The organism is Pantoea sp. ACRSB (assembly GCF_022346905.1).
Taxonomy (GTDB): Bacteria; Pseudomonadota; Gammaproteobacteria; order Enterobacterales; family Enterobacteriaceae; genus Pantoea; species Pantoea piersonii.
In genome coordinates this window covers 546,386-571,480 of record NZ_JAKRNL010000001.1, presented here as the reverse complement: position 1 = coordinate 571,480, position 25,095 = coordinate 546,386, and the positions used below count along the sequence as shown (strand labels likewise).

The following is a 25,095-nucleotide window of genomic DNA, read 5'->3' as shown; positions in this document are numbered from 1 at the left end:
CCTATGCTTCCACTGTCGCCACACGATCCGCAAGATGAGCCCCTTCGCCAGTCGCTGGACGATGCGCACTTCGCCATCCTGGTGCTTGCGGTGACCTCTGTTACGCTTATAATCTTTGTCCTGATGGTGACGCTCTGGATGAGCTAAAGAGACAATCGTAAGCGGCAGGGATGTTCAGAAGGAGCATGTATGGAATCGCGAGATGACAAACTGATCGCCATTATTGGTCTGCTGGCCGCCTGTCTGATTGGCGTGGTGTTTCTTTTTACCATGACCTGGCTCACCGATGTTCGTCACCCTGCCGATCCTTCGCTTGAAGTGCAGAGCTGCACGCCAAAAAAACCGCCTGCTCACGCCTCCTGAAATCGGGTCTGAAATTTAATTTGCTGACTGCGTAACACTAGCGCTAAACCTTCATGCAGCGTGCGGTTGCCGTTGGGATCGCCAAGCCCGAACAGCGCGCCCGGCGAACGACGATCGTCAGCCCAGGCGGGATACTCCACAACGGGATAGAGCGAAACGCCCTCCAGACCGACGCCCTGATCCAGCGCCAGCATCGCCTCTTCGCTGATATGCTGTAGCCAGGGCGCGCGCGCTTCGCCTTCCGCGCCCGTTTCCGCCAGCAGCAGAGGGCGCTGATAGCGCTGCCAGCACTGGGCAAGCAGGCGATGCAGCGGCTGACGCAGCGGATGCGTCTCCGGCATCGGTTCGCCAGGAAAGAACCAGTGATTATCGGGATAGTAGTTTAGCCCGAGAATATCGAGGCAATCTTCGCTGCCGCCCAGCTCGCTGTCGATACGGCCCGCCAGCATATCCCAGGCTTCAAACTGCGCCTGATGCTGCACGTCGGCATAGGGTTTGCTGTCCAGGTTATGCGGATCGCTGGCGATCTGCACCAGCGGATCGGTCAGGACGAAGCGCGCATCGGGATAAACCTCGCGGATCGCATGGATCGCCGCCAGCGACGCGCGCACCAGCTGACGCTTCAGCTCCTTGCCGCGGTTGGTGACGTGCGGATTGAACCAGGCGACGTCGGCACCGGCCCATGCCCAGAATGAAATCTGATTGACAGGGGTGAAAAAGGGGCGTTCGATGCCTTCATCGCGCATCAGCTGCGCCATCGCGCGGGCGAAACGGGCAAAGTGCTCTATAAAGGATGCTTTCCAGATATTCAGATGATCGGGATAGCCAAAGTGCGCCAGCTCCCAGATGATCTCCATCTCATGACGTCTGGCCGCCTGTAGCATCGGCAGAAAGCTGCTCCAGTCGTAGCTGTCCGGCTCTTTCTCAATCAGATACCAGCGCGCGCCGTCGCGCGCCGTATGCAGACGCTGCGCCGACAGCGCGGCGTAATCTTTATCCAGCAGCATATCGTGACCGCTGCTGATCACCATGTCCAGCCGCTTGCCTGCGGTGCGGCAGGCGGTAGAGCAGGGGAAGCTGCCCTGAAAAAAACTTTTAAACAGCCGGGGATGATGGCGCTGAAGCAGGGATGAATCTGGCGTCATGGTCCGCTCCTGTAACTGGCCGGTCGTGATAGTCTGGCTAAGTCTAGCTGAAAAAACGGCGCTGTCTGGCCGTTCTCAGAGTGCACGTATAGCCATAACCGGCGAAGCGTTAAATAATAAGATGGTGTCGATTATTCAGGGAACCCCAATGACCGAAGCGTTAAATCTGCTGACTGAACAGCCTGACGTCAGCTGGCTTGAGGAGATTATCGGCCCGCGCAGCGCCCGCCATCCCGGCCTGAGCGGCATTCATCCGCTTGCGGACGGGCTGGACGCATTCGCCGCCCGCTACCTGCTGATAGGCAAAGCGGAGCGCACGCTGGATGTGCAGTACTATATCTGGCAGAACGATATGTCGGGACGCCTGCTGTTTTGCGCGCTGCTGGAGGCGGCCGGGCGCGGCGTTAAGGTGCGGCTCCTGCTGGATGACAACAACACGCCTGGCCTGGACGATACCCTGGCGCGCCTCGATCGCCATCCCAATATTACGGTAAAGCTGTTTAACCCGTTCTCGTTCCGCACCATTCGCGCGCTGGGCTATCTTACCGATTTCGCCCGACTCAACCGCCGCATGCATAATAAAAGTTTTACCGTGGACGGCGTGGCGACCATCGTCGGCGGGCGCAACGTTGGCGATGAATATTTCGCTACTGGCAGCGAACCGCTGTTCGCCGATCTCGACGTGCTGGCGATAGGCCCGGTGGTAGCGGAGGTGACGGAAGATTTCGAGCGCTACTGGCAGAGCAAACCGGTGGCGCCGTTAAAGAAGGTACTGGACGAAAGCGAACACCAGCATGGCGTAGTGGCGCTGCCGCCCGACTGGCGCGACAGCGAGGCGGTGCAGCGCTATCTGGCGCGTCTTGAAAGCTCGCACTTTGTCAGCCAGCTGGAGCAGGGAACGCTGCGTATGACCTGGGCCAGGGCGCGCCTGCTGAGCGACGATCCGCGTAAAGGTCTGGGCCGCGCAAAGCGCAAGAGCCTGCTGCCGCAGCGCATGCTGGACGTGATCGGCGCGCCGCAGCGGCAGTTCGATATTATTTCCGCCTACTTTGTCCCCACGCGCGCCGGCGTCGCGCAGCTGCTGGCGCTGAGACGGCGCGGCGTAAAAATCGCTATTCTGACAAACTCTCTTGCCGCGAATGACGTTTCGGTGGTGCACGCCGGTTACGCCAAATGGCGTAAGAAGCTGCTGCGGCGCGGCATCGAGCTTTATGAGCTGAAGCCGCAATCGGGCGTACCCGACGCGCCTCACGACCGCGGTCTGACCGGTAACTCTGGCTCCAGCCTGCATGCCAAAACCTTTACCGTCGATCAGGAAACGCTGTTTATCGGCTCGTTCAACTTCGATCCCCGTTCGGCGGTGCTGAATACCGAGATGGGGCTGGTGATTGAGAGCGAAGCGCTGGCGCGACAGACCCACCAGCGCTTTAACGCCGCGATGCGCGATCGCGCCTGGACGCTGCGTCTCGATAAGTGGGGACGCGTCAACTGGGTAGAGTATGCAGGCGAAGCGCAGGAGGTGGTGCATAAGCATGAGCCGCGCTGTACCTGGGTACAGCGCCTGCTGGTGCGTCTGGTGTGGCGTCTGCCTATCGAGTGGCTGCTCTGAAGGTCAGCCGCCCAGGCTAACAGAGGCAAACCGCGGGTAACCGGGCGCTTTCCCTGCCGCCCGAGGTTGTGCCCTATTTTTTCTGCGGTTTGCCGGAGAACAGGAAGCGCAGCAGCGGAATGCGCAGGTGAATTTCATACAGGAGAAACGCCACGCCGAACACCAGCGCCAGCCCCACAAAGAAGCCCAGCGTGTTATTGCCAATTTGCGGCGTAATGAAAATGCCGTAGAGCAGCGTCAGCGGGTGGTGCACCAGGTAGATAAACAGCGAGGCGTTAACCAGATACATAATGCGCGGCGAGTGGGAATTGAGCATGCGGTGGCCGAAGCTGAAACAGACATTCAGCATACATAATCCCATCAGCGTGGTAATCAGCGCATCCAGCTCATAGAGCCAGCCGTCGCCGCTGCTGTAACGCTGGTTAAGGCTATAGGCGATAAAAACCAGAATCGCGCCGAAGCACATCACCGGATTAAAACGCACAAACAGCTGCTTCAGGGCAGGGTGCTTCCACGCCAGCGCGCCCAGCATAAAGAAGGGCAAAAACAGCAGCGTCTGCATCACCATAATACTGAACAAGCCATCCATCAGCAGCGCCGGGAAAAAGGTAAATATCGCGCGGCGGAAAATATCCCACAGCAGCGCATAGCCCATCACCGCCAGCGTCACTTTTCCCCAGCCGATGCGGCTGTAATCAATATGACGATGCTGTCGACGCAGCCAGTTAAAGGTCAGCATACCGAGCGCGGTCAGTATTACCAGCACCAGCAAAAACCAGAGGTGCGAGATCAGCTCCCACATCAGGTTATTGAACTTGCCGTAAAGCGTCAGCGTGTCCCAGTTGCCCATCTTGTCCGTCAGCGCGCGCAGCATAAAGAACTGAGGCAGCGTAATCAGCGGCACCGCGGTCAGCAACGGAATGCCGACGCGCTCAAGACGCACTTTTAGCCAGCGCTTCGCCTCATACCGCAGGTAGAGCATGTAGGAGAAGTAGCCTGAGATAACGAAAAAGACCTGCATACGGAAGGCGTGAATAAAATCGTTCAATACGGTCAGCCAGAGCGAGGCTTCCTGACTATTGACGGCCCACTTTTGAGTGGAATAGATGAGGGAAACGTGAAACGGTACCCCCAGCAGCATCAAATACGCCCGAATCGAATCGAGAAAATATTCACGTTCAGGTTTTGCTGTGCTCATAAAGTTCCAGTTTGTTAGTCCGTTTCGGCCAGTTTCGCCCTGAAACTGATTTATGCCGGAGGGAAATTCTACCCGCTGTAAACAGCGTATACTATCAGTTGATTCTGGAACGTTTAATTGTCCTAAAAGCAGGCGTTATCCTGACGAAACCATGGAACATTCTTTTGGATATGCTGTCGGAAAACCGAATAATCCTTTAAGATAAATGGGTTTGTATTTAGCACACGAAAGGGGGGGATGTGCTGATTAAAGTAGAAAATAAAGGCGGACTGATGAAAATGCGCTGGGTTGGCGCGGCAGTTCTGCTGGCGTTGTACGCCAATAATAGCTGGGCGTTTAACCTTGATGATGTCGCAAAAGAAGCTAAAACGCTGGCAGGGAAAAGTTTTGAAGCGCCTAAGAGCAATTTACCCTCTCAGTTTCGTGAAATGAAATTTGCTGACTATCAGCAGATCCAGTTTAACCACGATAAAGCGTACTGGGGCAAACTGCGTACGCCGTTCAAACTTGAGTTTTACCACCAGGGCATGTATTTCGACACGCCGGTAAAAATCAACGAAGTGACGGCTAATGCGGTGCGCGAAATCAAATACAGCCCTGACTATTTCAACTTCGGCAACGTTAAACACGATGCTGACGCGGTGAAAAACTTAGGGTTCGCCGGTTTCAAAGTGCTTTATCCGCTCAACAAGCGCGATAAAGATGACGAAATCACCAGCTTCCTCGGCGCAAGCTATTTCCGCGTGATCGGGGCCGATCAGGTATATGGCCTGTCCGCGCGCGGTCTGGCGATCGACACGGCGCTGCCGTCCGGCGAAGAGTTCCCGCGCTTTAAAGAGTTCTGGATCGCGCGTCCGAAACCGCAGGACAAACAGCTGGTGATCTATGCGCTGCTCGACTCGCCGCGTGCGACGGGCGCCTATCGCTTTACCGTACATCCGGGCAAAGAGACCACTGTCGATGTGCAGTCGAAGGTCTATCTGCGCGATAAAGTCGGCAAGCTTGGCATTGCGCCGCTGACCAGTATGTTCCTGTTTGGCACCAATCAGCCTTCGCCGGTCACCAACTTCCGCCCGGAACTGCATGACTCTGACGGCTTGTCGATTCACAACGGCAACGGCGAATGGATCTGGCGGCCGCTCAACAACCCGCGTCATCTGGCGGTGAGCACCTACACCATCGAAAGCCCGAAAGGTTTCGGTCTGCTGCAGCGCAGCCGCGATTTCAGCCACTATCAGGATCTCGACGATCGCTACGATATGCGTCCGAGCGGCTGGGTGGAACCGCAGGGCGACTGGGGCAAAGGCCGCGTCGAGCTGGTAGAGATCCCGACTGCGGATGAAACCAACGACAACATCGTCGCCTTCTGGACGCCGGAGAATCTGCCGGATCCGGGCAAAGAGATGAACTTCAGCTATCGTCTGCACTTTACGCGCGACGAAAGCCAGCTTCACTCTGACGATACCGCCTGGGTGAAAAACACGCTGCGTTCGGCGGGAGACGTGAAGCAGTCTAATCTGGTGCGTCAGCCGGATGGATCTATCGCCTTTACCATCGATTTTGTCGGTAAAGCGATGAGCCAGATGCCGGAAAACAGCCAGGTCGCGCCGCAGGTCAGCGTGGGCGACAACGGTGAAGTGGTTGAGCAGAGCGTGCGCTATAATCCGGTCACAAAAGGCTGGCGTCTGGTGCTGCGTCTGCGCGTCAAAGATAACAAACAGCCTACCGAAATGCGCGCCGCGCTGGTTAGCGGTGACAAGACATTGACGGAAACCTGGAGCTATCAGTTACCTGCCAATGAATAATCCGACATTTATTCCTAAAAGCTATGTGGAAGCCCTGCCGCTGGATGCGGCAGGAAAAGCCCGGTTAAGCGCCTCGCTGCAACACGCCGAGGCGTTTCACTTCATACACGATACGCTTGGCCAGGATGTTGCCGCCAGCGATCGTCCTGATGATGCGCCGCTTAAGTCCGTTTCCGCCCGCGTCAAAATGGCGTGGCCGGAATCGCTGGCCGATGGAAAGCAGTTCGGCAAGGATTACCTCGATCGCACCACGCTGAAGGCGATGCCAAAGGTCAAACGCTCGCTGATGTTCCCGGAAGCCTGGCGGACCAACCCGCTGGTGCGCGCCTGGAACTCGCTGCGCGGCGAAAAGCTGACGCATCGCTACGCCAGCGCGGAAGAGCAGCGCGCCGAGGAGAAGTGGCGTCATGTCGGATCTATCCGCCGCTATGTGCTGCTGATCCTCACCCTGTTCCAGACGGTTATCGCCACCTGGTACATGAAAACCATTCTGCCTTATCAGGGATGGACGCTGCTCGATCCGATGGAGATGCTGAACCAGAACTGGCAACAGTCGGTGATGCAGATCCTGCCTTATGTACTGCAGACCGGCATTCTGTTCCTGTTCGCTATTCTCTTCTGCTGGGTCTCGGCGGGATTCTGGACCGCGCTGATGGGCTTTTTGCAGCTGCTGATTGGGCGCGACAAGTACAGCATCTCCTACTCGACGGCAGGCGATGAGCCGCTTAACCCGGAGCACCGCACCGCGCTGATTATGCCGATCTGTAACGAAGATGTGGAACGCGTCTTCGCGGGCCTGCGCGCCACCTGGGAATCGGTGGTTCGCACCGGTAACGCGGAGCACTTCGACGTTTACGTGCTGAGCGACAGCTACGATCCTGATATCGCGATTGCGGAGCAGAAGGCGTGGATGGAGCTGGTACGCGACGTTGGCGGGGCGGGCAAGATTTTCTACCGCCGTCGTCGCCGCCGCGTGAAGCGTAAGAGCGGCAACATCGACGACTTCTGCCGTCGCTGGGGCAGCAACTACAGCTACATGGTGGTGCTGGACGCAGACAGCGTAATGAGCGGCGAATGTCTTACCGGTCTGGTGCGCATGATGGAAGCGAACCCTAATGCCGGTATTATCCAGTCCTCGCCGAAGGCGTCGGGCATGGATACGCTCTATGCGCGCTGTCAGCAGTTCGCCACGCGCGTTTACGGTCCGCTCTTCACCGCTGGTTTGCACTTCTGGCAGCTTGGCGAGTCGCACTACTGGGGACATAACGCCATTATCCGCGTGAAGCCCTTTATTGAGCACTGCGCGCTGGCGCCGCTGCCGGGCGAGGGCTCTTTCGCCGGATCGATCCTGTCGCACGACTTCGTTGAAGCTGCGCTGATGCGCCGCGCTGGCTGGGGCGTATGGATCGCTTACGATCTGCCTGGCTCGTATGAGGAGCTGCCGCCGAACCTGCTGGACGAGCTGAAGCGCGACCGTCGCTGGTGTCACGGCAACCTGATGAACTTCCGCCTGTTCCTGGTGAAAGGCATGCATCCGGTGCACCGCGCGGTGTTCCTGACCGGCGTAATGTCCTATCTCTCGGCACCGCTCTGGTTTATGTTCCTGGCGCTCTCCACGGCGTTGCAGGTGGTGCATACGCTTATGGAGCCGACCTACTTCCTGCAGCCGAGGCAGCTCTTCCCGGTCTGGCCGCAGTGGCGTCCTGAACTGGCGATCGCGCTCTTCTCGACGACGCTGGTGCTGCTTTTCCTGCCGAAGCTGCTCAGCGTGGTGCTGATCTGGTTCAAGGGAGCGAAACCTTACGGCGGCGCGTTCCGTCTGTTTATTTCGCTGCTGCTGGAAATGCTCTTCTCCGTCTTGCTGGCGCCGGTGCGTATGTTGTTCCATACCGTGTTTGTAGTCAGCGCCTTCCTGGGCTGGGAAGTGGTGTGGAACTCGCCGCAGCGTGACGATGACGCCACGCCGTGGAGCGAAGCGTTCCGTCGTCACGGCTCGCAGATGCTGTTAGGCATCGTCTGGGCGGTTGGCATGGGCGTGCTGGACCTCAACTTCTTGTGGTGGCTGGCACCGATCGTCTTCTCGCTGATCCTGTCGCCGTTCGTATCGGTGATGTCGAGCCGCGCGACGGTGGGGCTGAAGAGCAAGCGTGCGAAACTTTTCCTTATCCCGGAAGAGTACGAGCCGCCGAAGGAGCTGGTGGATACCGACCATTATCTGCAGCTCAACCGCGAGCGCGCGCTGAAGCATGGCTTTATGCATGCCCTGTTCCATCCGGCGTTTAACGCGCTGGCGACATCGCGTCACCGGCAGAGTCAGCTGCTTGATTATGCGCGCGATCGCCGCGTCGATCAGGCGCTGAGCGACGCGCCTGAGAAGCTGAGCCGCGAACAGCGTCTGCAACTTATCAGCGACCCGGTGGTGCTGGCGCGCGTACACTCGCGCCTGTGGGAAAACGGCGATAAGTATCACCAGTGGGTGGAAAGCTATCAGAAGCTTGCGCTGAACCCGCTGGCGCTACCGCCGCAGGCGGGTTAAGATTCAAACGTGTAAAGCGGCAGCAATGCCGCTTTTTTTATGGGCGCATTTTAACGGCATCATTACGTTTTACTGGCGTAATATGGCGAAAAAAAAACTGACGCATTATCTACAATAGCGGCGGGCTGGAATGAGTAACGCGTGTGAAAAGTTTGCTGAAAATAATGGTGGTCGCGCTGACGGCGCTAATATTAAGCGGGTGCGGCAGTATTATCAGTCGCGCCGTACCGGGGCAGGGACACGGCAACCAATACTATCCTGGCGTACAGTGGGATGTGCGCGACGGTCCATGGCGCGTGCTGACCATTCTCGATCTGCCGCTGTCGCTGGTGGTGGACACCATGCTGCTGCCGGTTGATGCCCACCACGGGCCTTATGAGTAATCAGAGCAGGCGATCTGACTCGCTGTTGTCATCTTCCCACTCTTGCGCCGCCGTTTCGCCCTCTTCACTGTCGAGCGGAGGCTCAAGCTGAAATTCCCCTTCATCCCATTCGTGCAGCGTGTTCTCGGCTAACCACTCCTGACGCAGCTCGACCTCGTCGAAATCGCCGTCAAAAATCGCCTGTGCCGCCTCGCCGCTGCGGATCGGCAGACACTCACCCGATTCGCCTTCCTCTTCAAAGAACTCTGCCTGCCACATAATATCGCCATCCTGCATTACGTACTTCTGCAGGCCAAACTGATTAATGCTGGCATCCTCTTCTTCAATGTCGGGATGATCGGCGAGAAACTCTTCACGTGCAGCCTCGATGGCTTCTTCTAAGGTACTGAACATGCTCATTACTCTTCTCCTTGCCTTATAAAAGGGATGTCAGAGAAGGATAGACGAAAATTTTCGGGGCAAAGTACGAAAAAGAGACGGCGGGAGAGAAAGTCGTCCCGCCGTCATCGATCAGAGCGATTTTTGCGGAAAGTGCAGCACCGGGCGCACCGTTTCACGCATAACGGGCGCAGAGTAGCGAATACAACATTTAATACAGGGTTTAACCTTTTTAAAATTAATTCGCGCAATAGATAATGCCTGATTCAGGTTATATAGCGTGCCGATAAAAACGATATCCTCTTTAGCCGGCATGCGCTTACACTCTTTGCGGTGTAAATAATGATAATTATCCTGATCGGTACTGATTGTTACGTAGTAATAGATGCCTTTATTCATTTTTATGTTCCTGCTAGAGGTTTGCTGTGTGTAATCTTTTTATATTTTTAAAAGGGCAGCTGAATAATTAACTGCTATGAGCGAAACTACCGATATGTATCTAAATGTTCAAATTCCATAAAAGTATAAAGCAGGCCACTGAAAGGCATAATGCTTATATGCGTCAGGTTTAATCAGACAATGCCTTGTAAAATAAGTTAATTTTACTGCACACATAAGCTAAAACAAAGAATTGTCAATGAACAAATAAGAAAAGGCCTGGAGTTAATATAAATCAGATCCAACCAGGATAAATCTCAAACATTAATTTTACAGGCAAGGAATGGCGATATTAAGGGCAGCAAACGGTTTTCCAGCAAAATTAATACAGCAGGCATAAACAATTAATTATTACGGCAAACCAGCGCAAGCTCTCCTTTAGTTTAGACTGGACCTTACGGAAGGGCTGGTAAGTTTTTATCTTTTAAAGACAAGGACTTGCTACATAATGCGGCAGGTTATAAGCGTAAGCGGCGGTAATGCTTAACGCCAGCGGGAAACAGGGTACCCGCTGGCAAGAGATTAGTAGCGTGAAGGCTCACCTTCGGGGCGGGTCTTAAAGCGGCGGTGAAGCCACATATATTGCTCAGGCGCCAGCAGCACGCCTTCTTCCACCACTTTATTCATTTGCGCAGCGGTTGCGACATCGCTGTCGAGCGGCATTTGCTCGCTGACGTCAGGTAAAATCAGCATCTGGTAGCCGCGGCCGTGGGGCAGGCGGCGCGGAACAAAGGGCACCACGTGCGGCTTGCCGCTGCGGATCAGCAGATAGGTACCCACCGTGGTGGCGGCTTTTTCCACCGCAAAGAAGGGCACAAACACGCTGCTGCGCGGGCCGTAGTCGTGGTCGGGTGCGTACCAGATAATATCGCCGTTTTTCAGCGCGCGGATCATGCCTTTCAAATCCTTGCGATCGAGCATGCTTTTATTGGAACGCATGCGGCCCCAGGTCTGTAGCCAGTCGAGCAGCTTATTATCGTTGGGGCGATAAACGCCGATGCCGGGATTGTAGATGCCGAAAATACGCGCGCCCAACTCCAGCGTCAGAAAGTGCATACCGATAAGCAGCACGCCGCGCTGCTCATCTTTGGCTTTTTGAATATGCTCAAGACCTGAAACATCAAACCACTTCTTAATGCGCCAGTCGGGCCAGAACCACGCCATGCCGGTTTCGATCAGTCCCATGCCTACCGACTCAAAGTTATGCTTTACCATCGCGTCTCGCTCACTGGCAGGCATATTGGGAAAGCAAAGTTCCAGATTTCGCTGGGCGATGGCGACGCGGCGCTTTAAAAAACGCATTGCGATACGGCCTAAGCCGCAACCCAGCACATAGAGGAGCGGGTAGGGCAGCAAGACCAGCAGATAGAGAAAAGCGATGCCCAACCAGGTCAGCCAGTAACGGGGATGAAGGAGTTCTCGGGAAAATTGCGGCAGTTGAGTCATAGGGAAAAGCTTATCCTGCGTAAGGCGCTTAATGACGCCAATATCTCGTTGATTTTCCCCTATTGTGCCAGCTTTTCTTCTGCGCTGAAATAAACGCGGGCTGATTGCGCATGTGGCGAACTGAAAATAACCAGGCCAGCAGAGCGGTTAAAAAGGGTTTCAGATCAATTTTCTTTGCATCCCGGTGCTTTGCTGTATCATGTGCGGCGCAATTTTTTATCCAAAACAGGAACGAACACCATGCCAGTGTTACATAACCTTGTTAACAATAAAGAGCTGAAGGCGCGCATGCTGGCGGAAACCGAACCGCGCACGACCGTCTCGTTCTACAAATACTTTCACATCGCCGATCCTCAGGCTTTTCGCGACGCGCTTTATCTCGGCCTGACCGAGCTGAAGGTTTTTGGCCGCGTCTATGTAGCGAAAGAGGGCATCAACGCGCAAATCAGCGTGCCGGCCAGCCTCTATGAAAAGATGAAGGCATTTCTCTACGGCTTTGATGCGGCGCTGGACAATCTGCGCATGAATATCGCGCTCGATGACGACGGCAAATCTTTCTGGGTGCTGCGCCTGAAGGTGCGCGATCGCATCGTTGCAGACGGCATTGAAGATGAGAGCTTCGACGCCAGCGATGTTGGCACCTATCTGAAAGCGGCGGAAGTCAACGCAATGCTGGACGATCCCGACGCAGTGTTTGTCGATATGCGCAACCACTACGAATATGAAGTGGGCCGCTTTGACAATGCTATGGAGATTCCGGCCGATACCTTCCGCGATCAGCTGCCGATGGCGGTCGAGATGCTGCAGGAGCAGAAAGATAAAAAAATCGTTATGTACTGCACCGGCGGCATTCGCTGTGAGAAGGCGAGCGCCTGGATGCGTCATAACGGCTTCGAGGATGTTTACCATATCGAAGGCGGCATAATCGAATATGCGCGTCGTGCTCGCGAGCAGGGTTTACCGGTGCGCTTCAGGGGCAAGAACTTCGTTTTCGACGAGCGAATGGGCGAGCGGATCTCTGACGACGTGCTGTCACAGTGCCATCAGTGCGGCGCGCCGTGTGATACCCATACCAACTGCGTCAATGATGGCTGTCATCTGCTGTTTATTCAGTGCCCGAGCTGTGCCGAGAAGTTTCACAACTGCTGCAGCCCGATCTGTATGGAAGAGTCGCAGCTGTCGCCGGAAGAGCAGCGCGCGCGCCGCGCCGGTCGTGAAAACGGCAATAAGATTTTCAATAAATCGCGTGGCCGTCTGACGATGGTGATCCCGTCGCCAGAAAAAGAGTAACGCTTCGAGCCTGACGCGCCTGCGTCAGGCTTTTTTATCTCTTCAGCGGTCGAAGCGGGAAAGCGAGAAGGGCGCGAGATCAAACGAAAAGGGTTTATCAAGCGCAAACTCCGTCGCCAGTTCGCCCAGCACGCTGGCAAACTTAAATCCATGTCCGCTAAGGCCGGTAATAATCAGGCGATTTGGCTCATCCGGCAGGGTATCGATAATAAAATCTTCATCCGGGCTCACGTCGTAGCTACAGGCCTCGCCGTGTAGACAAACGCCCACGCCAGGCAGGAATTTACGCAGGAACGCAAAGGCCTCGCTGCCATCTTCGGCGAAGCTGCCGAAGGGCTTGCGATCTTCCGGCTGCGTCATCGGCTGGCCGCCATCATGGCGTCCTAACTTCAGCGCATTGTTATCCGCCGGGAAGCCGTAAAACTGGCTGCCGTTCTCCATCTCTACCGTAAAACCGGGGAATTTATTGTTTTCGCTGTAGCGGCCGTCGGCCTGATACCAGGCGAACACTTTGCGCGTCGGCTTCAGCGGTAAATTAGGCACCAGCTTGCCAACCCAGGTGCCGGCGCTGATCAGCATCTTACGCGCGCGGAAGGTGCCATCTGCCGTCACCACCTGCTGCAGATCGCCATCGCGGCCAATCTGCGAGACGCCGCAGTTAAACAGCTGCGCGCAGCCCGCCTGCTCGGCAAGTGAAATCCAGCTGCGCACCGCCTGCTCGCACTTCAGATAGCCTGACTGAGGCTCAAATACGCCGATGTAGCCGTCAGGCACGCTGATCTGTGGCCAGCGCTGCCGCACCTCATCCGCCTGCAGCACCTGCACGTCGAGCTTCCACGCCTGCGCGCTATCGATCACGTTGCGAATGAAAGCGGAGTCAATGGGCGCGAGATTGATGATGCCGCTGCGGTGCATGATGCGCTCGCCAGCCTGCTTTTCCAGCTCGTCCCACAGCGTCTGCGCGCGCAGCACCAGCGGAACATAACGTTCGCCTTCGCCATAGGCGTGGCGGATCAGGCGCGTTTCGCCGTGATGCGTACCCTGGTTATGCGGCGGATGGCTGGAATCGATCATCAGCACCGACAGGCCCGCCTGGGTGGCGTAAAAGCCTGCGGCGGCGCCTACGGAACCGCTGCCCACCACAATCAGATCATAAATCATTGAATGGAAACTCCTGTAAGCCGAAACACGCTCAGCAGCATACCAGAATCAGAAATGAAAAAGGCACCCCTGAGGGTGCCCGTTCATCTGGCGGAGACTAATGCTTGGACTGGTAACGCTCCATCTGCTCGGCCGATTCGATCTTGGCAATGCCAGCTTCGAGAATAGAAATAAATTGCCTTGCCACGTCTGTTGTCAGCCAGTAGGTCGGTCCGACGTCTGCTTCTTCTTCTTTTTGATCCTGCGATGAAAGCGAGTGTAAGCGGATCATCATAGCGTCGTAGCTGTCTACGGTACTGATATCCCAGCCCACCAGCGGGTGAGTCTGAATAACGTCTTTATTATTACTGTCCATTATAACCTCCTTATTACTCGTTAAACGAAGTGCATGATGAGGTTCAATGCGGCTTTTTTATCCAGTAGCGAGACAATTATAACAGAAAATAAGCTCTATCCGATTAAAAAGTGCGGCGAACAAAAAGTGAGCGAAATATTCGGCGTTAAAAAAGGCATTAAAAAAAATAAAACGCCTGACGCATCAGGCAGTTTTTTTACACGCTGACGCGCGAAGAAAAATCAGGCGAGGGGGTCAGCTGGCTGCGCGCTGTGTGGCTTTTGCAACGTCTGCGCCAGACGGGCGAAATGCTGTTGCAAATGTTCGTCATGGTTCTGGTTTTGCGCCTCAAGGCTCAGATGATGCACCAGCAGCTGAGCGGCGCGCTCGTCGAGGCAGAGAGTAAGACTGGAAAAGGCGCTTTCCAGCACTGTCAGGCGACGCTGCTGTTCAGCAATCAGCGCCAGCAGCTCACCGAAGGTCATGGCCTCTTCCGGGTTTTCGGTCATCATTTCGTCGCACCTCCTGTTAAGCGTAACGAGCGCAAGAATAGGCGATTGATCGATCTGAGTCTAGATGCAGGAAAAAGTTCTGGCGAGAGGAGAGAGCGATAAAAAAGCCGGATGGCGACACCCGGCAAAAACTGCGCAGTGGCGGTTAATCGGTAATAAACCAGTCGTCAGCGCTTTCCCAGGTTTCCTGCAAAATATCGCTGATACGATCGCGCGTCTCTTTACCGCCGCCCAGCACGCTGAGCTGGTTTGCGGTGGCATAGCGCACCTTGACGTGGTTCTGGCCGTCGGGAAACTCTTCATCGATACGGCGGGAAAGTTCTGCCGTCAGCGCCTCCATGGCGCCGGACGGAAGCGGGGACGTTTTGGCAACGGTAATTTCAACACGCATAGCAGCCTCCGGATTAGATGCTGTATATATTTACAGTATATTCAGGCCGGAGGCAAGCGAAAGCGCAGATCAGATTTTCACGCGCCAGTTTAAGGTTTCGCCAGCCAGGAAAGGCACCAGCGCATGCTCGCCCATGCTGATGCTCTCTTCTACTTTCCAGGGTTCGCGCACCAGGGTCAGCGATCCTTCATTCAGCGGCAGGCCGTAAAAACGCGGGCCGTTCTCTGAACAGAAGGCTTCAAGATGCTGCAGGGCGCCCAGCTCCTCAAAGACGGTGGCGTAAGCAGGCAGCGACACAGGCGCGTTAAAGACGCCCGCGCAGCCGCAGCTCGTCTCTTTCAGATGACGCAGGTGCGGCGCGGTGTCGGTGCCGAGGAAAAAGCGCGGGTGGCCGCTGGCGACCACTTTACGCAGCGCTTCCTGATGGACGTTGCGCTTGAGGATCGGCAGGCAGTAGAGGTGCGGACGTACGCCGCCGACCAGCATATGGTTGCGGTTGAACATCAGATGCTGAGGCGTAATGGTCGCGCCAAGCTTGTCGTTACCCGCCTCGACATACTGCGCCGCTTCCTGCGTGGTGATGTGCTCGAAAACGATTTTCAGTTCCGGATAGGCTTTGCGCAGCGGCTCCATCACCGTCTCAATAAAGCGCGCCTCGCGATCGAAAATATCGATATCGGCGTGGGTCACTTCGCCATGGATTAACAGCGGCATGCCGATCTTCTGCATACGCTCCAGCACGCCGCTAATGGCGGCAATATTAGTAACGCCGTGGCTTGAGTTAGTGGTAGCGTGCGCCGGATAGAGTTTAGCGGCGGTGAAAACGCCCGTGGTAAAGCCCTGTTCGATTTCGTTGGGATCGAGCGAGTCAGTGAGATAGCAGGTCATCAGCGGGGTGAAGCGGTGCTCTGCCGGCAGCGCGGCCAGAATACGTTCGCGGTAGGCGACGGCCGCGGCGACGCTGGTTACTGGCGGCACCAGATTTGGCATCACGATGGCACGTCCGTTAACCGCGCTGGTATAGGGCAGGACCGTATTTAGCATCGCGTCGTCGCGCAGATGAATATGCCAGTCGTCAGGGCGGCGGATAGTAAGTTGCTGAGGGTGTGCAGTCATCAGTGAAGCTCCGGCTAGTCAGGAAACGTAGAGGCGCGTTTTGGCCGGGTACAAAGCATAAGGCGTCGGGCAACCGTTTGCACTTCTTTTCTTACAGGAATAGAAGTTCAGGTTGCGGTAAGCAGGCAGGTAGCCTTTAAAGGCGGGCGCTATGGCCCGCTCGCAGAGTGATAAAAGCGCCATCCCTGGCGGCTCAGCCTGTCCAGGCGCGTCGGTAATGGGCAAGTGCGCGGCCGTTATTTCCCTGGCGCGCTTCGCCTGTGCGGACGGCTTACTGGGTGAAAGGAATGACCAGCTGGCCAGGCTCGACCTTCAGCCCTTTAGCGAATTTCTTCGCCAGCGCCTCGGCTTTGCTGCGATCGACGCTCAGCACGTAGCCTGGCTTTTGATTGAAGTAGCTTTTCAGCGACTGGTTCAGGTAGGGCGTCACGCTTTTCATTACCGCCGCCATTTTCTCCGGCTGCACCTGCGCGTCGACGATTTCCAGGTCGCGCAGATAGACAGCGCCCTGCTGCGCATCAAATACCGGCTGCGCCTTCATTTTGAGCTGCATATCTGCGTCCTGCGGGCCAAACAGCGAGGTGACGCTGATTTTCGCCCTGCCGGTAAGGGTTACTTTGTCCGGCTCTTCGCGGCCGATCTGGCTGCTGAGATCGGTTAACACAATATGGGCGTTCACCAGACCGGCTACGCCAATATCTTTTTCATAATTGTTGTGCTTCGCCAGCGCCTGGTTTACTTCCTGCTCGCTGATGGTGTACTGCGTAAGCTGATTGCAGCCGCTAACCAGCACGGCGAAAAACAGGGCGGTCAGCCCAAGAAATGCCTTTTTCATATTGTCCTCATCCGGATTGATCTAATGCAGGGCATAGGGTGCCTGAATGCGGAGGAGGTGTCATTAAGAAGGCGATGAGAAACGCAGCGCGTCTCTCATCGAATCACGTCAGATGGCAATGGAGGAGAGCAGATTGACCTGCGTCTGTTTTGCCATATTGTCACGGTAGTCGGCGACGCGGCTGGGCCAGTCGATACCCGCCACCAGCGTCAGCGAGCGCAGCAGCGGAAAGAGGTGAATATCATCTTCCGACAGCTCGCCGTTGACCGCGTTAGGTTTAACGATCAGCTTGTCGAGCTGGCGCAGATCGTCACTGATCTTTTTGATCAGGCCAGGCGCATGGCTCTTCAGCTCCGCAAAATCGCCCATCGCCGCTTCTTTCTTGTTGCGGAAATAGCTGCGCGCCTCTGGCGTGGCGAACTCGGCAAAGGCGGCTTCGGCAATGCGCGGCAGCAGCAGCTTGTTAATATAGCCGTTTACATTACGCAGCCAGTCGCTGATAGCCGGGTTCATCTTGCCGTTCAACAGCGGCTCTCGGTCGCTTTTATCAATAAAGCGCACAATATCCATGCTTTCCGGCATCGCGCTGCCGTCATCTTTTTGCAGGATGGGCGCGACCTTCTGACCCACCAGTTTTTTCGGCGTGGCTTCATCGTCGTTAAGCATCACGATCAGTTCTACCGGCAGGTTTTTCAGGCCGAAAATCATGCGCGCTTTGACGCAAAAAGGGCAGTGGTCGTAGATGTAGAGTTTCATCCCGGTCTCCTTTTGATAGTCAGGGCAACGGACGCCACCCTGATTGAGGACGTGCCGAGAGTATGGAAGAGATTAGCGGCGAGGGCAAACCAACGGCGCAGGCGGACCGGGATTTACAACATAAAATCAAGGCGTTTGGCGTCGGCTGTTAACGAATATTTTACCGCAGCAGGGGTGACGGTTATAGTGAAAGCAATGTGTTGGCACCGCTTTCTTTAAGCCTCAGATTTCAGGAGTCATGATGTTTGGCTATCGTTCTGCCGCGCCCAGGGTGCGATTAACCACCGACCGGCTGGTGGTTCGTCTGGTTCATGAGCGCGACGCCTGGCGGCTGGCGGATTATTACGCCGAAAACCGCGCCTTTTTAAAACCCTGGGAGCCGGTGCGCGACGAGAGCCACTGTTATCCTTCGGGCTGGCAGGCGCGGCTGGGCCTGATCGCCGATATGCATAAAAACGGTTCCGCTTACTATTTCATCCTGATGGATCCTGAGGAGAGCGAAGTGCGCGGCGTTGCCAACTTTAGCAACGTGCTGCGCGGCTCGTTCCACGCCTGCTATCTCGGCTATTCGCTGGGGGAGAAGTGGCAGGGGCAGGGACTGATGTTTGAGGCGTTACAGGCCGCCATTCGCTATATGCAGCGTCAGCAAAATATTCATCGCATCATGGCGAACTATATGCCGCATAATCAGCGCAGCGGCGCGCTGCTGGCGCGCCTGGGCTTTGAGAAAGAAGGGTATGCGAAAGATTATCTGCTCATCGACGGTCGCTGGCAGGATCATGTGTTGACCGCGCTGACGCGTCAGGAGTGGACGCCGGATCGGCGCGGCTAATAAGGAGATTAGAATGAAAATGGCACTTTCGCCGCTGGCGCTGCGTATTCTTGGTTGCCTGCTGGAGAAGCAGGTCACGACGCCGGAACAGTATCCGCTGTCGCTGAATGCGGTAGTGACCGCCTGCAATCAGAAATCGAACCGCGAGCCGGTGATGAACCTGACGGAAAGCGAGGTGCAGGATGAGCTGGACCGACTGGCGAAAAAGCATCTGGTGACTGCTAACAGCGGCTTCGGCCAGCGCGTGGTGAAATATGAGCAGCGCTTCTGTAACTCCACCTTCGGCAACCTTCAGCTTAGCAGCGCCGAGATAGCGATCCTGACGCTGCTGTTTCTGCGCGGCGCGCAAACGCCGGGCGAACTGCGCACGCGCAGCGGCAGGCTGCACGACTTTGCTGAGGTCGCGGAGGTTGAAAATACGCTGGCCGGATTAGTCGAACAAGAGAGGGTGGCGCGGCTGCCGCGCGAGCCGGGCAAACGTGAGAGTCGCTATCTGCATCTGTTTGGCGATGAGCAAGCTCCGGCCGAAGCAGAAACGCCGCGGGAGGATAACAGCGATCTCAGCGCGCGTGTCGCGGTGCTTGAGCAGTCGCTTTCTGCCTTACAGGCGCAGGTGCAGACGCTGCTGCATAAAGGAGGATGAGATGAAATTGCGAATTGGCGTTGTCGGGCTGGGCACGATAGCGCAGAAAGCCTGGCTGCCGGTACTGGCGCAGGCGGAGAGCTGGACGCTGGCCGGCGCGTTTTCACCTGACCAGCAGAAGGCGCGCGCGGTGTGCGACAGCTACCGTATGACCTGTTTCTCCTCGCTGAATGCGCTGGCGGATGCCTGCGATGCGGCCTTCGTCCACAGCAGCACCGCCACCCACTATGAGATTGTCAACGCGCTGCTGCTGGCGGGAAAAGATGTGCTGGTGGATAAGCCGCTGGCTGACAATTACAACCAGGCCGAGGCGCTGGTGGCGCTGGCGGAAAAGCGCGGCCGCAAACTGATGGTGGGCTTCAATCGTCGCTTTGCGCCGCGTTATCAGCAGCTACAGGTGGCGATGCCGCAGGCCGCCAGCCTGCGTATGGAAAAGCATCGCATCGACAGCGTGGGGCCGCAGGATCTGCGCTTTACGCTGCTCGATGATTACCTGCACGTGGTGGATACCGCGCTGTGGCTGGCGGGCGGTCGCGCCAGACAGCTTCATGGCCATATCAGCACCAACGAGCGCGGCGAGATGCTCTATGCCGAGCATCATTTCAACGCCGGAGGCGTGCAAGTCGCTACCAGCATGCATCGCCGCGCGGGCAGCCAGCGCGAGCGCGTGAGCCTGGTCGGCGAAGACCGGTGCATTGACGTGCTGGAGATGCGCGACTGGCAGGAAGAGCGCGGCGACGGCGTGCGCATCGACCCGCCGCCCGCCTGGCAAAGCCATCTGGCCCAGCGCGGTTTTAGCGGCGCGGCGCACCATTTTATCCAGTGCGTGCAGAATCAGACGATGCCTGAGACCGGTGGCGAACAGGCGCTGCTGGCGCAGCGCGTGGTAGAAAAAATGTGGCGCGAGGCGGAAAAGGAATAACGCCTTGTAACACTCCGCACTGGTCATTTCCCGCCATGGCAGTAGACTATCGCCGGGCGCCGCTGGGCGCCCGCGCTAAGTAGCTCATTTTGCCGACTCTTTTCAGGACGCGCGCCAATTATGAATCTGTTGAAATCGCTGGCAGCGGTCAGTTCCATGACCCTGTTTTCCCGCGTATTGGGTTTTGCCCGTGACGCCATTGTGGCGCGGGTGTTCGGCGCCGGGATGGCCACGGACGCCTTCTTCGTCGCCTTTAAGTTGCCTAACCTGCTGCGGCGTATTTTTGCCGAAGGCGCTTTTTCTCAGGCTTTTGTGCCGATCCTCGCCGAGTATAAAAGCAAGCAGGGCGAAGAGGCGACGCGGCTCTTCGTCGCTTACGTCTCCGGCCTGTTGACGCTGGCGCTGGCGCTGGTAACGGTCGCGGGGATGGTCGCCGCCCCCTGGGTGATACTGGTTACCGCGCCCGGCTTTGCCGATACCGCCGATAAGTTCGCGCTTACCAGCGCGCTGCTGCGCGTCACCTTTCCCTATATTTTGCTGATTTCGCTCGCTTCGCTGGCGGGCGCCATCCTCAATACCTGGAACCGCTTTTCCGTTCCCGCCTTTGCGCCTACGCTGCTGAATATCAGCATGATCGGCTTTGCGCTTTTCGCCGCGCCGCACTTCCATCCGCCGGTCATGGCGCTGGCGTGGGCGGTTGTAGCTGGCGGCGTGCTGCAGCTCTTCTATCAGCTGCCGCATCTGAAAAAAATCGGCATGCTGGTGCTGCCGCGCATTAACCTGAAGGATGCGGGCGTCTGGCGCGTAATGCGCCAGATGGGACCGGCGATCCTCGGCGTCTCCGTCAGCCAGATCTCGCTTATCATCAATACCATTTTCGCCTCTTTCCTCGTCTCCGGCTCTGTCTCCTGGATGTATTACGCCGATCGCCTGATGGAGTTCCCGTCGGGCGTGCTGGGCGTGGCGCTCGGCACTATTCTGCTGCCGTCGCTGGCGAAGAGCTTTTCCAGCGGCAATCACGACGAATATTCACGACTGATGGACTGGGGTCTGCGCCTCTGCTTCCTGCTGGCGCTGCCGAGCGCGGTGGCGCTGGGCATTCTCTCCGGCCCGCTGACCGTCGCGCTGTTCCAGTACGGCAAGTTCTCCGCTTTTGACGCCCTGATGACGCAGCGCGCGCTGATTGCCTATTCGGTAGGGTTGATGGGGCTGATCGTGGTGAAAGTGCTGGCGCCGGGGTTCTACTCGCGTCAGGACATCAAGACGCCGGTCAGGATCGCCATGATTACGCTATTGATGACTCAGCTAATGAACCTGGCCTTTATCGGCCCGCTGAAGCATGCCGGACTGTCGCTCTCGATCGGGCTGGCAGCCTGTCTCAACGCCGGGCTGCTCTACTGGCAGCTGCGTAAACAGAAAATTTTTCAGCCGCAGCCGGGCTGGGCGAGCTTTCTGCTGCGCCTGCTGATTGCGGTGGCGGTAATGGCGGCGGCGCTGGTAGGCATTCTTTCGCTGATGCCGGCCTGGGAAGAGGGCGCGATGGTCTGGCGTTTGCTGCGTCTGGCGGCGGTCTGCGCGGTGGGTGGCGGCGCTTACTTCCTGACGCTGGGCCTGCTTGGCTTTCGACCGCGCGACTATGCGCGCCGGGCACAGATGTAAAACAGCAAAAATCCCGCTCAGAAGGCGGGATTTTTTTATGCGCCGACAAAGCTAACGGGCGAGTAACAAAGACGCAGCACAAAGCGTTCCGCGACCGGGAGGTTGCGGAACGCGCGCACATAAATGTGCTGAACGGGTTTGCAGTGAGCAGTGCCCGACTGCAAACCCGCCTTTTATACTTTACGGCTCAGCGTCGTCTGACCTTTACCCAGCCCGTCCGGGCCGTAAAACGCCTGCGTCTGATGCGGCTTGAGTACGGCCAGCGCCTCTTCGGTAAAGCGGATCTGCTGATTAAGCAGCATACCGTTATGGGTATTGGCGTTATTCAGGCGACGCGTCATCTGGCCAATGCTCTGCCAGCGGCGCGTCATATCACTGTGACCAGCATAAGGCGCCTGGGTGCCGAGCTGACGCTCGGTGCTGCGACGCATCTCGTCGAGATAGCTCAGCGTCGCCAGCAGCGCGCCTTTATCTTCGGTAATGCGCTGCAGCAGATTACTGTTAATCCTGCCCGCGGAGAGTTGAAGCTGCTCCTCTTCGATAACGTTCGAAAGAGAGGAGAGCACCTCCTGCATCTTATCCAGTGTGGTCAACAGGTTGTTCATGGGGATTATTTACCCTCTAAATACGCCTTAGTGTCGGCAATCAGCGCATCGGCGATCTTGCCGGTATCCATTTTCAGTTCGCCATTGCGAATGGCGGTTTTCAGTTGTTCGACGCGCGCCACGTTAATATCTTTGCTGCCCGACTGGGTCAGCTGCGACTGCGCATTGCTCAGGCTAACCTGAGCGGCGGCGGGCGCGGTAGTCGTTGCGGTTGTGCTCGATGCCTGGCGCGTTTTACCGGTTGCGGACTCGTTGCTTTCGCGGGTCTGCACGGTGGCGACGGGCTTCAGAGGTTGCGTTCTGTCGATGCTCATATTCGGGCTCCTGTACGGTCAGGGGAAACTGCCACCTGAATCAGAATAGCGTAATCGCTTAGTTGATTTCTCTATCGGCAGAACATCAGCGTTCTTTAGCGCCTTATAGCGATATCAGAATATTCCCATCCGCATCGACTTTTCCGCTCACCACCTGGCCATTATCCATACGCACGCGCACCGACTGCGCCATAATCGCATTGTTTAACGCTTTGCCTTCGCCGCTGGCGTTAAAGCCTTCGCCGCTGGCGATAACCATCACGCTCTGACCCGCCTTTACGCGCCACGGCTGACGCATCATCGACAGCGTCACCGGCTGGCCCGGCTGAATATCGCGCAGCACCACCGCGTCCGCTACTGAACTCACGTCCAGCAGCGCGCGCGCCGGCAGGGTATCGAGGCGGCCGCTTTGCAGGCGAAAATCGTCGGCGCTTACCGTAGAGCCGCGCGCCAGCAGACGTGTCGCCACCAGATACTGACCGGTGACCTGCACCTGAACCTGAAGAAAGCGTCGCGTATCGCCGCAGGTAGCGGCCACGCTCATCGGCCCCCACAGGCGAGTGTTGCCAGGCAACGTAAGCTGAGGGGCGTCACAGGTCGGCCACTGCGCCTGCGGCGTCTTGATTTCAACCGTCATGCCTGCTGCATGCTGCACATCGCGAGCCTGAAAAAAGCGTGTCAGCTGAGCGGGCAGATCGGTGGCGCTGGCGGGCAGGGCGATAAGCGCCAGCAGGCCGGCCAACAGGTAGGTCATGTTACGCATCAAAAAAACTCCTTGCTGCTGATGGCGACGAGTGTACTCGTGCCGCGAAAAAATCAAGGCGAAAAATAGCTGTGATTTTTGGCGTTATTCAGACGATAGCCCTTGCTTTTCCCCAATTAAGCTGTCCACTCGAAATTCTCATTCGCGGAGGAAGCATGCTCGACAAACTGGATGCTGCGCTGCAATTCGGCACTGAAGCCCTCAACCTGCGTGCTCAACGCCAGGAGATCCTGGCGTCAAACATTGCCAACGCCGATACCCCTGGCTATCAGGCGCGGGATATCGACTTTGCCAGCGAGCTCAGTCGGGTAATGAAAAACGGCCGCGCCGAAGGCAGCAGCATGGCGCTTAAGGTGACCTCGCCGCGCCATATCGAAGCGCAGGTCAACTCGGCGGCATCGGCAAATCTGCTCTATCGCATTCCCGATCAGCCTGCGGCCGACGGCAACACCGTCGATATGGATCGCGAACGTACCCAGTTCGCGGACAACAGTCTGAAGTATCAGACCGATCTCACCCTCATCAGCAGCCAGATCAAGAGCATGATGAGCGTGTTACAGGGGCAATAAACATGGCACTGCTGAATATTTTTGACATTGCCGGCTCAGCGATGACCGCGCAATCCCAGCGTCTTAACGTTAGCGCCAGTAACCTGGCGAACGCCGACAGCGTCACCGGCCCCGACGGCAAGCCTTACGTGGCGAAGCAGGTGGTGTTTCAGACCGATGCGGCACCTGGCGCGGCGACCGGCGGCGTAAAAGTGGCGCAGGTGCTGGACGATCCCTCTCCGGCGAAGCTGGTGTACGACCCAGGCAACCCGCTGGCGGACGACAAGGGCTACGTGAAGATGCCGAACGTGGACGTGGTGGCGGAATCCGTTAACACCATGTCGGCGTCGCGCAGCTATCAGGCCAACGTCGAGGTTCTGAACACCGTGAAGTCAATGATGATGAAAACCCTGACGATGGGTTCCTGAGGAAGATAAAACATGGGCATTGCAGTAGGCGTCAATGAGAAGCTGGACCCCACGGTCCTTAGCTCGTCCAGCACCGGCACCAGCAACAGCGCACAGGATCTGCAGAACCAGTTTCTGACCATGCTGGTGACGCAGTTGCAGAATCAGGATCCCACTAATCCGATGGATAACAGCCAGCTCACCACGCAGCTGGCGCAGATCAACACCCTGAGCGGCATTGAAAAACTCAATACCACGCTCGGCTCGATCTCCGGCCAGATCAGCACCAGCCAGTCGCTGCAGAGTTCGACGCTCATCGGCCACGGCGTGATGGTTGACGGCTCGCAGGTGCTGGTCGGCAAGGGCACTACTACGCCGTTTGGCGTTGAGCTGACCACCGCCTCTACCGCTACGACCGCCACCATTAAAGATGGCAGTGGCAACGTGGTGCGCACCATCGATCTGGGCGCGCTCTCATCCGGCGTGCATACCTTCTCGTGGGACGGCACCCTGGCGGACAGCTCTACCGCGCCGGACGGAAAATATACGGTTTCAATCGCCGCCAGCAATGGCAGCACGCAACTGGTGGCCCAGCCGCTCAGTTACGCCTACGTCAATGGCGTATCGACGGCAGACAGCACAACCAAACTGGATCTCGGCACCGCGGGCTCCGCAACCCTTGACCAAGTACGTCAGATTCTCTGAT

At 56.9% G+C, this 25,095-nt stretch carries 29 protein-coding genes; 14 read left to right on the top strand and 15 right to left on the bottom strand.

Going from position 1 to position 25,095, the window contains the following annotated elements:
• Nucleotides 1–3: 3 nt before the first annotated feature.
• Nucleotides 4–147: a hypothetical protein gene (locus MHZ89_RS02830; protein WP_167456945.1), complete on the top strand. Its 144-nt coding sequence runs from the start codon at nucleotides 4–6 to the stop codon at nucleotides 145–147.
• 42 nt (nucleotides 148–189) lie between these two features.
• The gene (locus tag MHZ89_RS02825) at nucleotides 190–363 is read left to right on the top strand and encodes a hypothetical protein (RefSeq protein WP_167456946.1); all 174 of its coding nucleotides are present in this window, start codon (nucleotides 190–192) and stop codon (nucleotides 361–363) included.
• On the opposite strand, the gene MHZ89_RS02820 is transcribed toward MHZ89_RS02825, so the two are convergent.
• Nucleotides 351–1,508 carry a beta-glucosidase gene (locus tag MHZ89_RS02820; RefSeq protein WP_311781761.1) on the bottom strand — a complete coding sequence of 386 codons (1,158 nt, stop codon included), beginning with the start codon at nucleotides 1,506–1,508 and terminating at the stop codon, nucleotides 351–353. The two genes, MHZ89_RS02825 and MHZ89_RS02820, sit on opposite strands and share 13 nt — an antisense overlap.
• A gap of 148 nt (nucleotides 1,509–1,656) precedes the next feature.
• Between MHZ89_RS02820 and MHZ89_RS02815 the strand changes: the two genes are divergently transcribed.
• Entirely contained in the window at nucleotides 1,657–3,117 is a 1,461-nt protein-coding gene (locus tag MHZ89_RS02815; protein ID WP_311781760.1) for a phospholipase D family protein, read from the top strand.
• A 73-nt stretch (nucleotides 3,118–3,190) separates the two neighbouring features.
• On the opposite strand, the gene mdoC is transcribed toward MHZ89_RS02815, so the two are convergent.
• The gene (gene mdoC, locus MHZ89_RS02810; protein ID WP_311781759.1) at nucleotides 3,191–4,315 is read right to left on the bottom strand and encodes a glucans biosynthesis protein MdoC; all 1,125 of its coding nucleotides are present in this window, start codon (nucleotides 4,313–4,315) and stop codon (nucleotides 3,191–3,193) included.
• Between the two features lie 269 nt (nucleotides 4,316–4,584).
• Here mdoC and MHZ89_RS02805 point away from each other — a divergent pair, with 269 nt between their 5' ends.
• The 3 genes from MHZ89_RS02805 to MHZ89_RS02795 all read left to right on the top strand — a co-directional run bounded on the left by MHZ89_RS02805 (nucleotide 4,585) and on the right by MHZ89_RS02795 (nucleotide 9,039).
• Nucleotides 4,585–6,120 carry a glucan biosynthesis protein G gene (locus tag MHZ89_RS02805; RefSeq protein ID WP_311782248.1) on the top strand — a complete coding sequence of 512 codons (1,536 nt, stop codon included), beginning with the start codon at nucleotides 4,585–4,587 and terminating at the stop codon, nucleotides 6,118–6,120.
• Nucleotides 6,113–8,656 (top strand): glucans biosynthesis glucosyltransferase MdoH, encoded by a 2,544-nt coding sequence (mdoH, locus tag MHZ89_RS02800; RefSeq protein ID WP_311781758.1) that lies wholly within the window; start codon nucleotides 6,113–6,115, stop codon nucleotides 8,654–8,656. Before MHZ89_RS02805 ends, mdoH begins: the two co-directional genes overlap by 8 nt.
• A gap of 164 nt (nucleotides 8,657–8,820) precedes the next feature.
• Nucleotides 8,821–9,039 carry a YceK/YidQ family lipoprotein gene (locus MHZ89_RS02795; RefSeq protein ID WP_311782247.1) on the top strand — a complete coding sequence of 73 codons (219 nt, stop codon included), beginning with the start codon at nucleotides 8,821–8,823 and terminating at the stop codon, nucleotides 9,037–9,039.
• Here the strand turns inward: MHZ89_RS02795 and MHZ89_RS02790 are convergent, their stop codons facing one another.
• From MHZ89_RS02790 to MHZ89_RS02780, 3 genes are all read right to left on the bottom strand, one after another.
• Entirely contained in the window at nucleotides 9,040–9,438 is a 399-nt protein-coding gene (locus tag MHZ89_RS02790) for a MysB family protein (RefSeq protein ID WP_311781757.1), read from the bottom strand. It abuts the gene before it with no gap.
• Nucleotides 9,439–9,549: 111 nt separating this feature from the next.
• Nucleotides 9,550–9,816 (bottom strand): hypothetical protein, encoded by a 267-nt coding sequence (locus MHZ89_RS02785; RefSeq protein WP_311781756.1) that lies wholly within the window; start codon nucleotides 9,814–9,816, stop codon nucleotides 9,550–9,552.
• Nucleotides 9,817–10,377: 561 nt separating this feature from the next.
• Entirely contained in the window at nucleotides 10,378–11,301 is a 924-nt protein-coding gene (locus MHZ89_RS02780) for a Kdo(2)-lipid IV(A) acyltransferase (RefSeq protein ID WP_311781755.1), read from the bottom strand.
• A gap of 240 nt (nucleotides 11,302–11,541) precedes the next feature.
• Between MHZ89_RS02780 and MHZ89_RS02775 the strand changes: the two genes are divergently transcribed.
• Nucleotides 11,542–12,591 (top strand): rhodanese-related sulfurtransferase, encoded by a 1,050-nt coding sequence (locus MHZ89_RS02775; protein WP_311781754.1) that lies wholly within the window; start codon nucleotides 11,542–11,544, stop codon nucleotides 12,589–12,591.
• Nucleotides 12,592–12,633: 42 nt separating this feature from the next.
• Here MHZ89_RS02775 and solA read toward each other — a convergent pair whose 3' ends face one another.
• The 7 genes from solA to grxB all read right to left on the bottom strand — a co-directional run bounded on the left by solA (nucleotide 12,634) and on the right by grxB (nucleotide 17,696).
• Nucleotides 12,634–13,752 (bottom strand): N-methyl-L-tryptophan oxidase, encoded by a 1,119-nt coding sequence (solA, locus tag MHZ89_RS02770; RefSeq protein WP_311781753.1) that lies wholly within the window; start codon nucleotides 13,750–13,752, stop codon nucleotides 12,634–12,636.
• 97 nt (nucleotides 13,753–13,849) lie between these two features.
• Nucleotides 13,850–14,107 (bottom strand): biofilm formation regulator BssS, encoded by a 258-nt coding sequence (bssS, locus tag MHZ89_RS02765; protein WP_120451984.1) that lies wholly within the window; start codon nucleotides 14,105–14,107, stop codon nucleotides 13,850–13,852.
• A 221-nt stretch (nucleotides 14,108–14,328) separates the two neighbouring features.
• A complete protein-coding gene (locus MHZ89_RS02760; RefSeq protein WP_311781752.1) occupies nucleotides 14,329–14,598 on the bottom strand; it encodes a hypothetical protein in 270 nt (89 codons plus the stop codon).
• A gap of 145 nt (nucleotides 14,599–14,743) precedes the next feature.
• Nucleotides 14,744–14,989, bottom strand: coding sequence for a DNA damage-inducible protein I (gene dinI, locus MHZ89_RS02755; RefSeq protein ID WP_033751014.1), 246 nt, complete (start codon nucleotides 14,987–14,989; stop codon nucleotides 14,744–14,746).
• Nucleotides 14,990–15,058: 69 nt separating this feature from the next.
• Entirely contained in the window at nucleotides 15,059–16,105 is a 1,047-nt protein-coding gene (pyrC, locus tag MHZ89_RS02750; protein WP_311781751.1) for a dihydroorotase, read from the bottom strand.
• A gap of 271 nt (nucleotides 16,106–16,376) precedes the next feature.
• On the bottom strand, nucleotides 16,377–16,940 hold the full coding sequence (locus MHZ89_RS02745) for a lipoprotein (RefSeq protein ID WP_311781750.1): 564 nt from the start codon (nucleotides 16,938–16,940) through the stop codon (nucleotides 16,377–16,379).
• A 108-nt stretch (nucleotides 16,941–17,048) separates the two neighbouring features.
• Nucleotides 17,049–17,696 (bottom strand): glutaredoxin 2, encoded by a 648-nt coding sequence (gene grxB / locus MHZ89_RS02740; protein ID WP_311781749.1) that lies wholly within the window; start codon nucleotides 17,694–17,696, stop codon nucleotides 17,049–17,051.
• Between the two features lie 241 nt (nucleotides 17,697–17,937).
• On the opposite strand from grxB, the gene rimJ reads away from it, so the two are divergent.
• The 4 genes from rimJ to murJ all read left to right on the top strand — a co-directional run bounded on the left by rimJ (nucleotide 17,938) and on the right by murJ (nucleotide 21,752).
• Nucleotides 17,938–18,528 (top strand): ribosomal protein S5-alanine N-acetyltransferase, encoded by a 591-nt coding sequence (gene rimJ, locus MHZ89_RS02735; RefSeq protein WP_311781748.1) that lies wholly within the window; start codon nucleotides 17,938–17,940, stop codon nucleotides 18,526–18,528.
• A 13-nt stretch (nucleotides 18,529–18,541) separates the two neighbouring features.
• Entirely contained in the window at nucleotides 18,542–19,171 is a 630-nt protein-coding gene (locus MHZ89_RS02730) for a DUF480 domain-containing protein (RefSeq protein ID WP_311781747.1), read from the top strand.
• A gap of 1 nt (nucleotide 19,172) precedes the next feature.
• Nucleotides 19,173–20,093, top strand: a complete 921-nt coding sequence (locus tag MHZ89_RS02725) for a Gfo/Idh/MocA family oxidoreductase (protein WP_311781746.1) — start codon at nucleotides 19,173–19,175, stop codon at nucleotides 20,091–20,093.
• A gap of 120 nt (nucleotides 20,094–20,213) precedes the next feature.
• Complete coding sequence (murJ, locus tag MHZ89_RS02720) at nucleotides 20,214–21,752, top strand: murein biosynthesis integral membrane protein MurJ (RefSeq protein WP_311781745.1); 1,539 nt, start codon at nucleotides 20,214–20,216, stop codon at nucleotides 21,750–21,752.
• Nucleotides 21,753–21,925: 173 nt separating this feature from the next.
• Here the strand turns inward: murJ and MHZ89_RS02715 are convergent, their stop codons facing one another.
• The 3 genes from MHZ89_RS02715 to flgA form a co-directional block, all read right to left on the bottom strand.
• A complete protein-coding gene (locus MHZ89_RS02715; protein WP_311781744.1) occupies nucleotides 21,926–22,357 on the bottom strand; it encodes a flagellar export chaperone FlgN in 432 nt (143 codons plus the stop codon).
• A gap of 5 nt (nucleotides 22,358–22,362) precedes the next feature.
• Nucleotides 22,363–22,671, bottom strand: coding sequence for a flagellar biosynthesis anti-sigma factor FlgM (gene flgM, locus MHZ89_RS02710; RefSeq protein WP_311781743.1), 309 nt, complete (start codon nucleotides 22,669–22,671; stop codon nucleotides 22,363–22,365).
• Nucleotides 22,672–22,774: 103 nt separating this feature from the next.
• Nucleotides 22,775–23,434 carry a flagellar basal body P-ring formation chaperone FlgA gene (gene flgA / locus MHZ89_RS02705; protein ID WP_311781742.1) on the bottom strand — a complete coding sequence of 220 codons (660 nt, stop codon included), beginning with the start codon at nucleotides 23,432–23,434 and terminating at the stop codon, nucleotides 22,775–22,777.
• Between the two features lie 155 nt (nucleotides 23,435–23,589).
• Here flgA and flgB point away from each other — a divergent pair, with 155 nt between their 5' ends.
• Genes flgB through flgD form a run of 3 tightly spaced genes read left to right on the top strand, consistent with a single transcriptional unit; the run spans nucleotide 23,590 to nucleotide 25,094 of the window.
• Nucleotides 23,590–24,003 (top strand): flagellar basal body rod protein FlgB, encoded by a 414-nt coding sequence (gene flgB / locus MHZ89_RS02700; RefSeq protein ID WP_120452011.1) that lies wholly within the window; start codon nucleotides 23,590–23,592, stop codon nucleotides 24,001–24,003.
• A 2-nt stretch (nucleotides 24,004–24,005) separates the two neighbouring features.
• Nucleotides 24,006–24,410: a flagellar basal body rod protein FlgC gene (gene flgC, locus MHZ89_RS02695; protein WP_033789486.1), complete on the top strand. Its 405-nt coding sequence runs from the start codon at nucleotides 24,006–24,008 to the stop codon at nucleotides 24,408–24,410.
• Between the two features lie 12 nt (nucleotides 24,411–24,422).
• Nucleotides 24,423–25,094: a flagellar hook assembly protein FlgD gene (gene flgD, locus MHZ89_RS02690; protein WP_311781741.1), complete on the top strand. Its 672-nt coding sequence runs from the start codon at nucleotides 24,423–24,425 to the stop codon at nucleotides 25,092–25,094.
• The last annotated feature ends 1 nt before the right edge of the window (nucleotide 25,095 follow it).

What these genes read in the sequence shown, in the direction of transcription:
- MHZ89_RS02830 (WP_167456945.1), top strand. Translation starts at nt 4, where the DNA reads ATGCTTCCACTGTCGCCACACGATCCGCAAGATGAGCCCCTTCGCCAG.
- MHZ89_RS02825 (WP_167456946.1), top strand. Translation starts at nt 190, where the DNA reads ATGGAATCGCGAGATGACAAACTGATCGCCATTATTGGTCTGCTGGCC.
- MHZ89_RS02820 (WP_311781761.1), bottom strand. Translation starts at nt 1,508, where the DNA reads ATGACGCCAGATTCATCCCTGCTTCAGCGCCATCATCCCCGGCTGTTT.
- MHZ89_RS02815 (WP_311781760.1), top strand. Translation starts at nt 1,657, where the DNA reads ATGACCGAAGCGTTAAATCTGCTGACTGAACAGCCTGACGTCAGCTGG.
- mdoC (WP_311781759.1), bottom strand. Translation starts at nt 4,315, where the DNA reads ATGAGCACAGCAAAACCTGAACGTGAATATTTTCTCGATTCGATTCGG.
- mdoH (WP_311781758.1), top strand. Translation starts at nt 6,113, where the DNA reads ATGAATAATCCGACATTTATTCCTAAAAGCTATGTGGAAGCCCTGCCG.
- MHZ89_RS02795 (WP_311782247.1), top strand. Translation starts at nt 8,821, where the DNA reads ATGGTGGTCGCGCTGACGGCGCTAATATTAAGCGGGTGCGGCAGTATT.
- MHZ89_RS02790 (WP_311781757.1), bottom strand. Translation starts at nt 9,438, where the DNA reads ATGAGCATGTTCAGTACCTTAGAAGAAGCCATCGAGGCTGCACGTGAA.
- MHZ89_RS02785 (WP_311781756.1), bottom strand. Translation starts at nt 9,816, where the DNA reads ATGAATAAAGGCATCTATTACTACGTAACAATCAGTACCGATCAGGAT.
- MHZ89_RS02780 (WP_311781755.1), bottom strand. Translation starts at nt 11,301, where the DNA reads ATGACTCAACTGCCGCAATTTTCCCGAGAACTCCTTCATCCCCGTTAC.
- MHZ89_RS02775 (WP_311781754.1), top strand. Translation starts at nt 11,542, where the DNA reads ATGCCAGTGTTACATAACCTTGTTAACAATAAAGAGCTGAAGGCGCGC.
- solA (WP_311781753.1), bottom strand. Translation starts at nt 13,752, where the DNA reads ATGATTTATGATCTGATTGTGGTGGGCAGCGGTTCCGTAGGCGCCGCC.
- bssS (WP_120451984.1), bottom strand. Translation starts at nt 14,107, where the DNA reads ATGGACAGTAATAATAAAGACGTTATTCAGACTCACCCGCTGGTGGGC.
- MHZ89_RS02760 (WP_311781752.1), bottom strand. Translation starts at nt 14,598, where the DNA reads ATGATGACCGAAAACCCGGAAGAGGCCATGACCTTCGGTGAGCTGCTG.
- dinI (WP_033751014.1), bottom strand. Translation starts at nt 14,989, where the DNA reads ATGCGTGTTGAAATTACCGTTGCCAAAACGTCCCCGCTTCCGTCCGGC.
- pyrC (WP_311781751.1), bottom strand. Translation starts at nt 16,105, where the DNA reads ATGACTGCACACCCTCAGCAACTTACTATCCGCCGCCCTGACGACTGG.
- MHZ89_RS02745 (WP_311781750.1), bottom strand. Translation starts at nt 16,940, where the DNA reads ATGAAAAAGGCATTTCTTGGGCTGACCGCCCTGTTTTTCGCCGTGCTG.
- grxB (WP_311781749.1), bottom strand. Translation starts at nt 17,696, where the DNA reads ATGAAACTCTACATCTACGACCACTGCCCTTTTTGCGTCAAAGCGCGC.
- rimJ (WP_311781748.1), top strand. Translation starts at nt 17,938, where the DNA reads ATGTTTGGCTATCGTTCTGCCGCGCCCAGGGTGCGATTAACCACCGAC.
- MHZ89_RS02730 (WP_311781747.1), top strand. Translation starts at nt 18,542, where the DNA reads ATGAAAATGGCACTTTCGCCGCTGGCGCTGCGTATTCTTGGTTGCCTG.
- MHZ89_RS02725 (WP_311781746.1), top strand. Translation starts at nt 19,173, where the DNA reads ATGAAATTGCGAATTGGCGTTGTCGGGCTGGGCACGATAGCGCAGAAA.
- murJ (WP_311781745.1), top strand. Translation starts at nt 20,214, where the DNA reads ATGAATCTGTTGAAATCGCTGGCAGCGGTCAGTTCCATGACCCTGTTT.
- MHZ89_RS02715 (WP_311781744.1), bottom strand. Translation starts at nt 22,357, where the DNA reads ATGAACAACCTGTTGACCACACTGGATAAGATGCAGGAGGTGCTCTCC.
- flgM (WP_311781743.1), bottom strand. Translation starts at nt 22,671, where the DNA reads ATGAGCATCGACAGAACGCAACCTCTGAAGCCCGTCGCCACCGTGCAG.
- flgA (WP_311781742.1), bottom strand. Translation starts at nt 23,434, where the DNA reads ATGCGTAACATGACCTACCTGTTGGCCGGCCTGCTGGCGCTTATCGCC.
- flgB (WP_120452011.1), top strand. Translation starts at nt 23,590, where the DNA reads ATGCTCGACAAACTGGATGCTGCGCTGCAATTCGGCACTGAAGCCCTC.
- flgC (WP_033789486.1), top strand. Translation starts at nt 24,006, where the DNA reads ATGGCACTGCTGAATATTTTTGACATTGCCGGCTCAGCGATGACCGCG.
- flgD (WP_311781741.1), top strand. Translation starts at nt 24,423, where the DNA reads ATGGGCATTGCAGTAGGCGTCAATGAGAAGCTGGACCCCACGGTCCTT.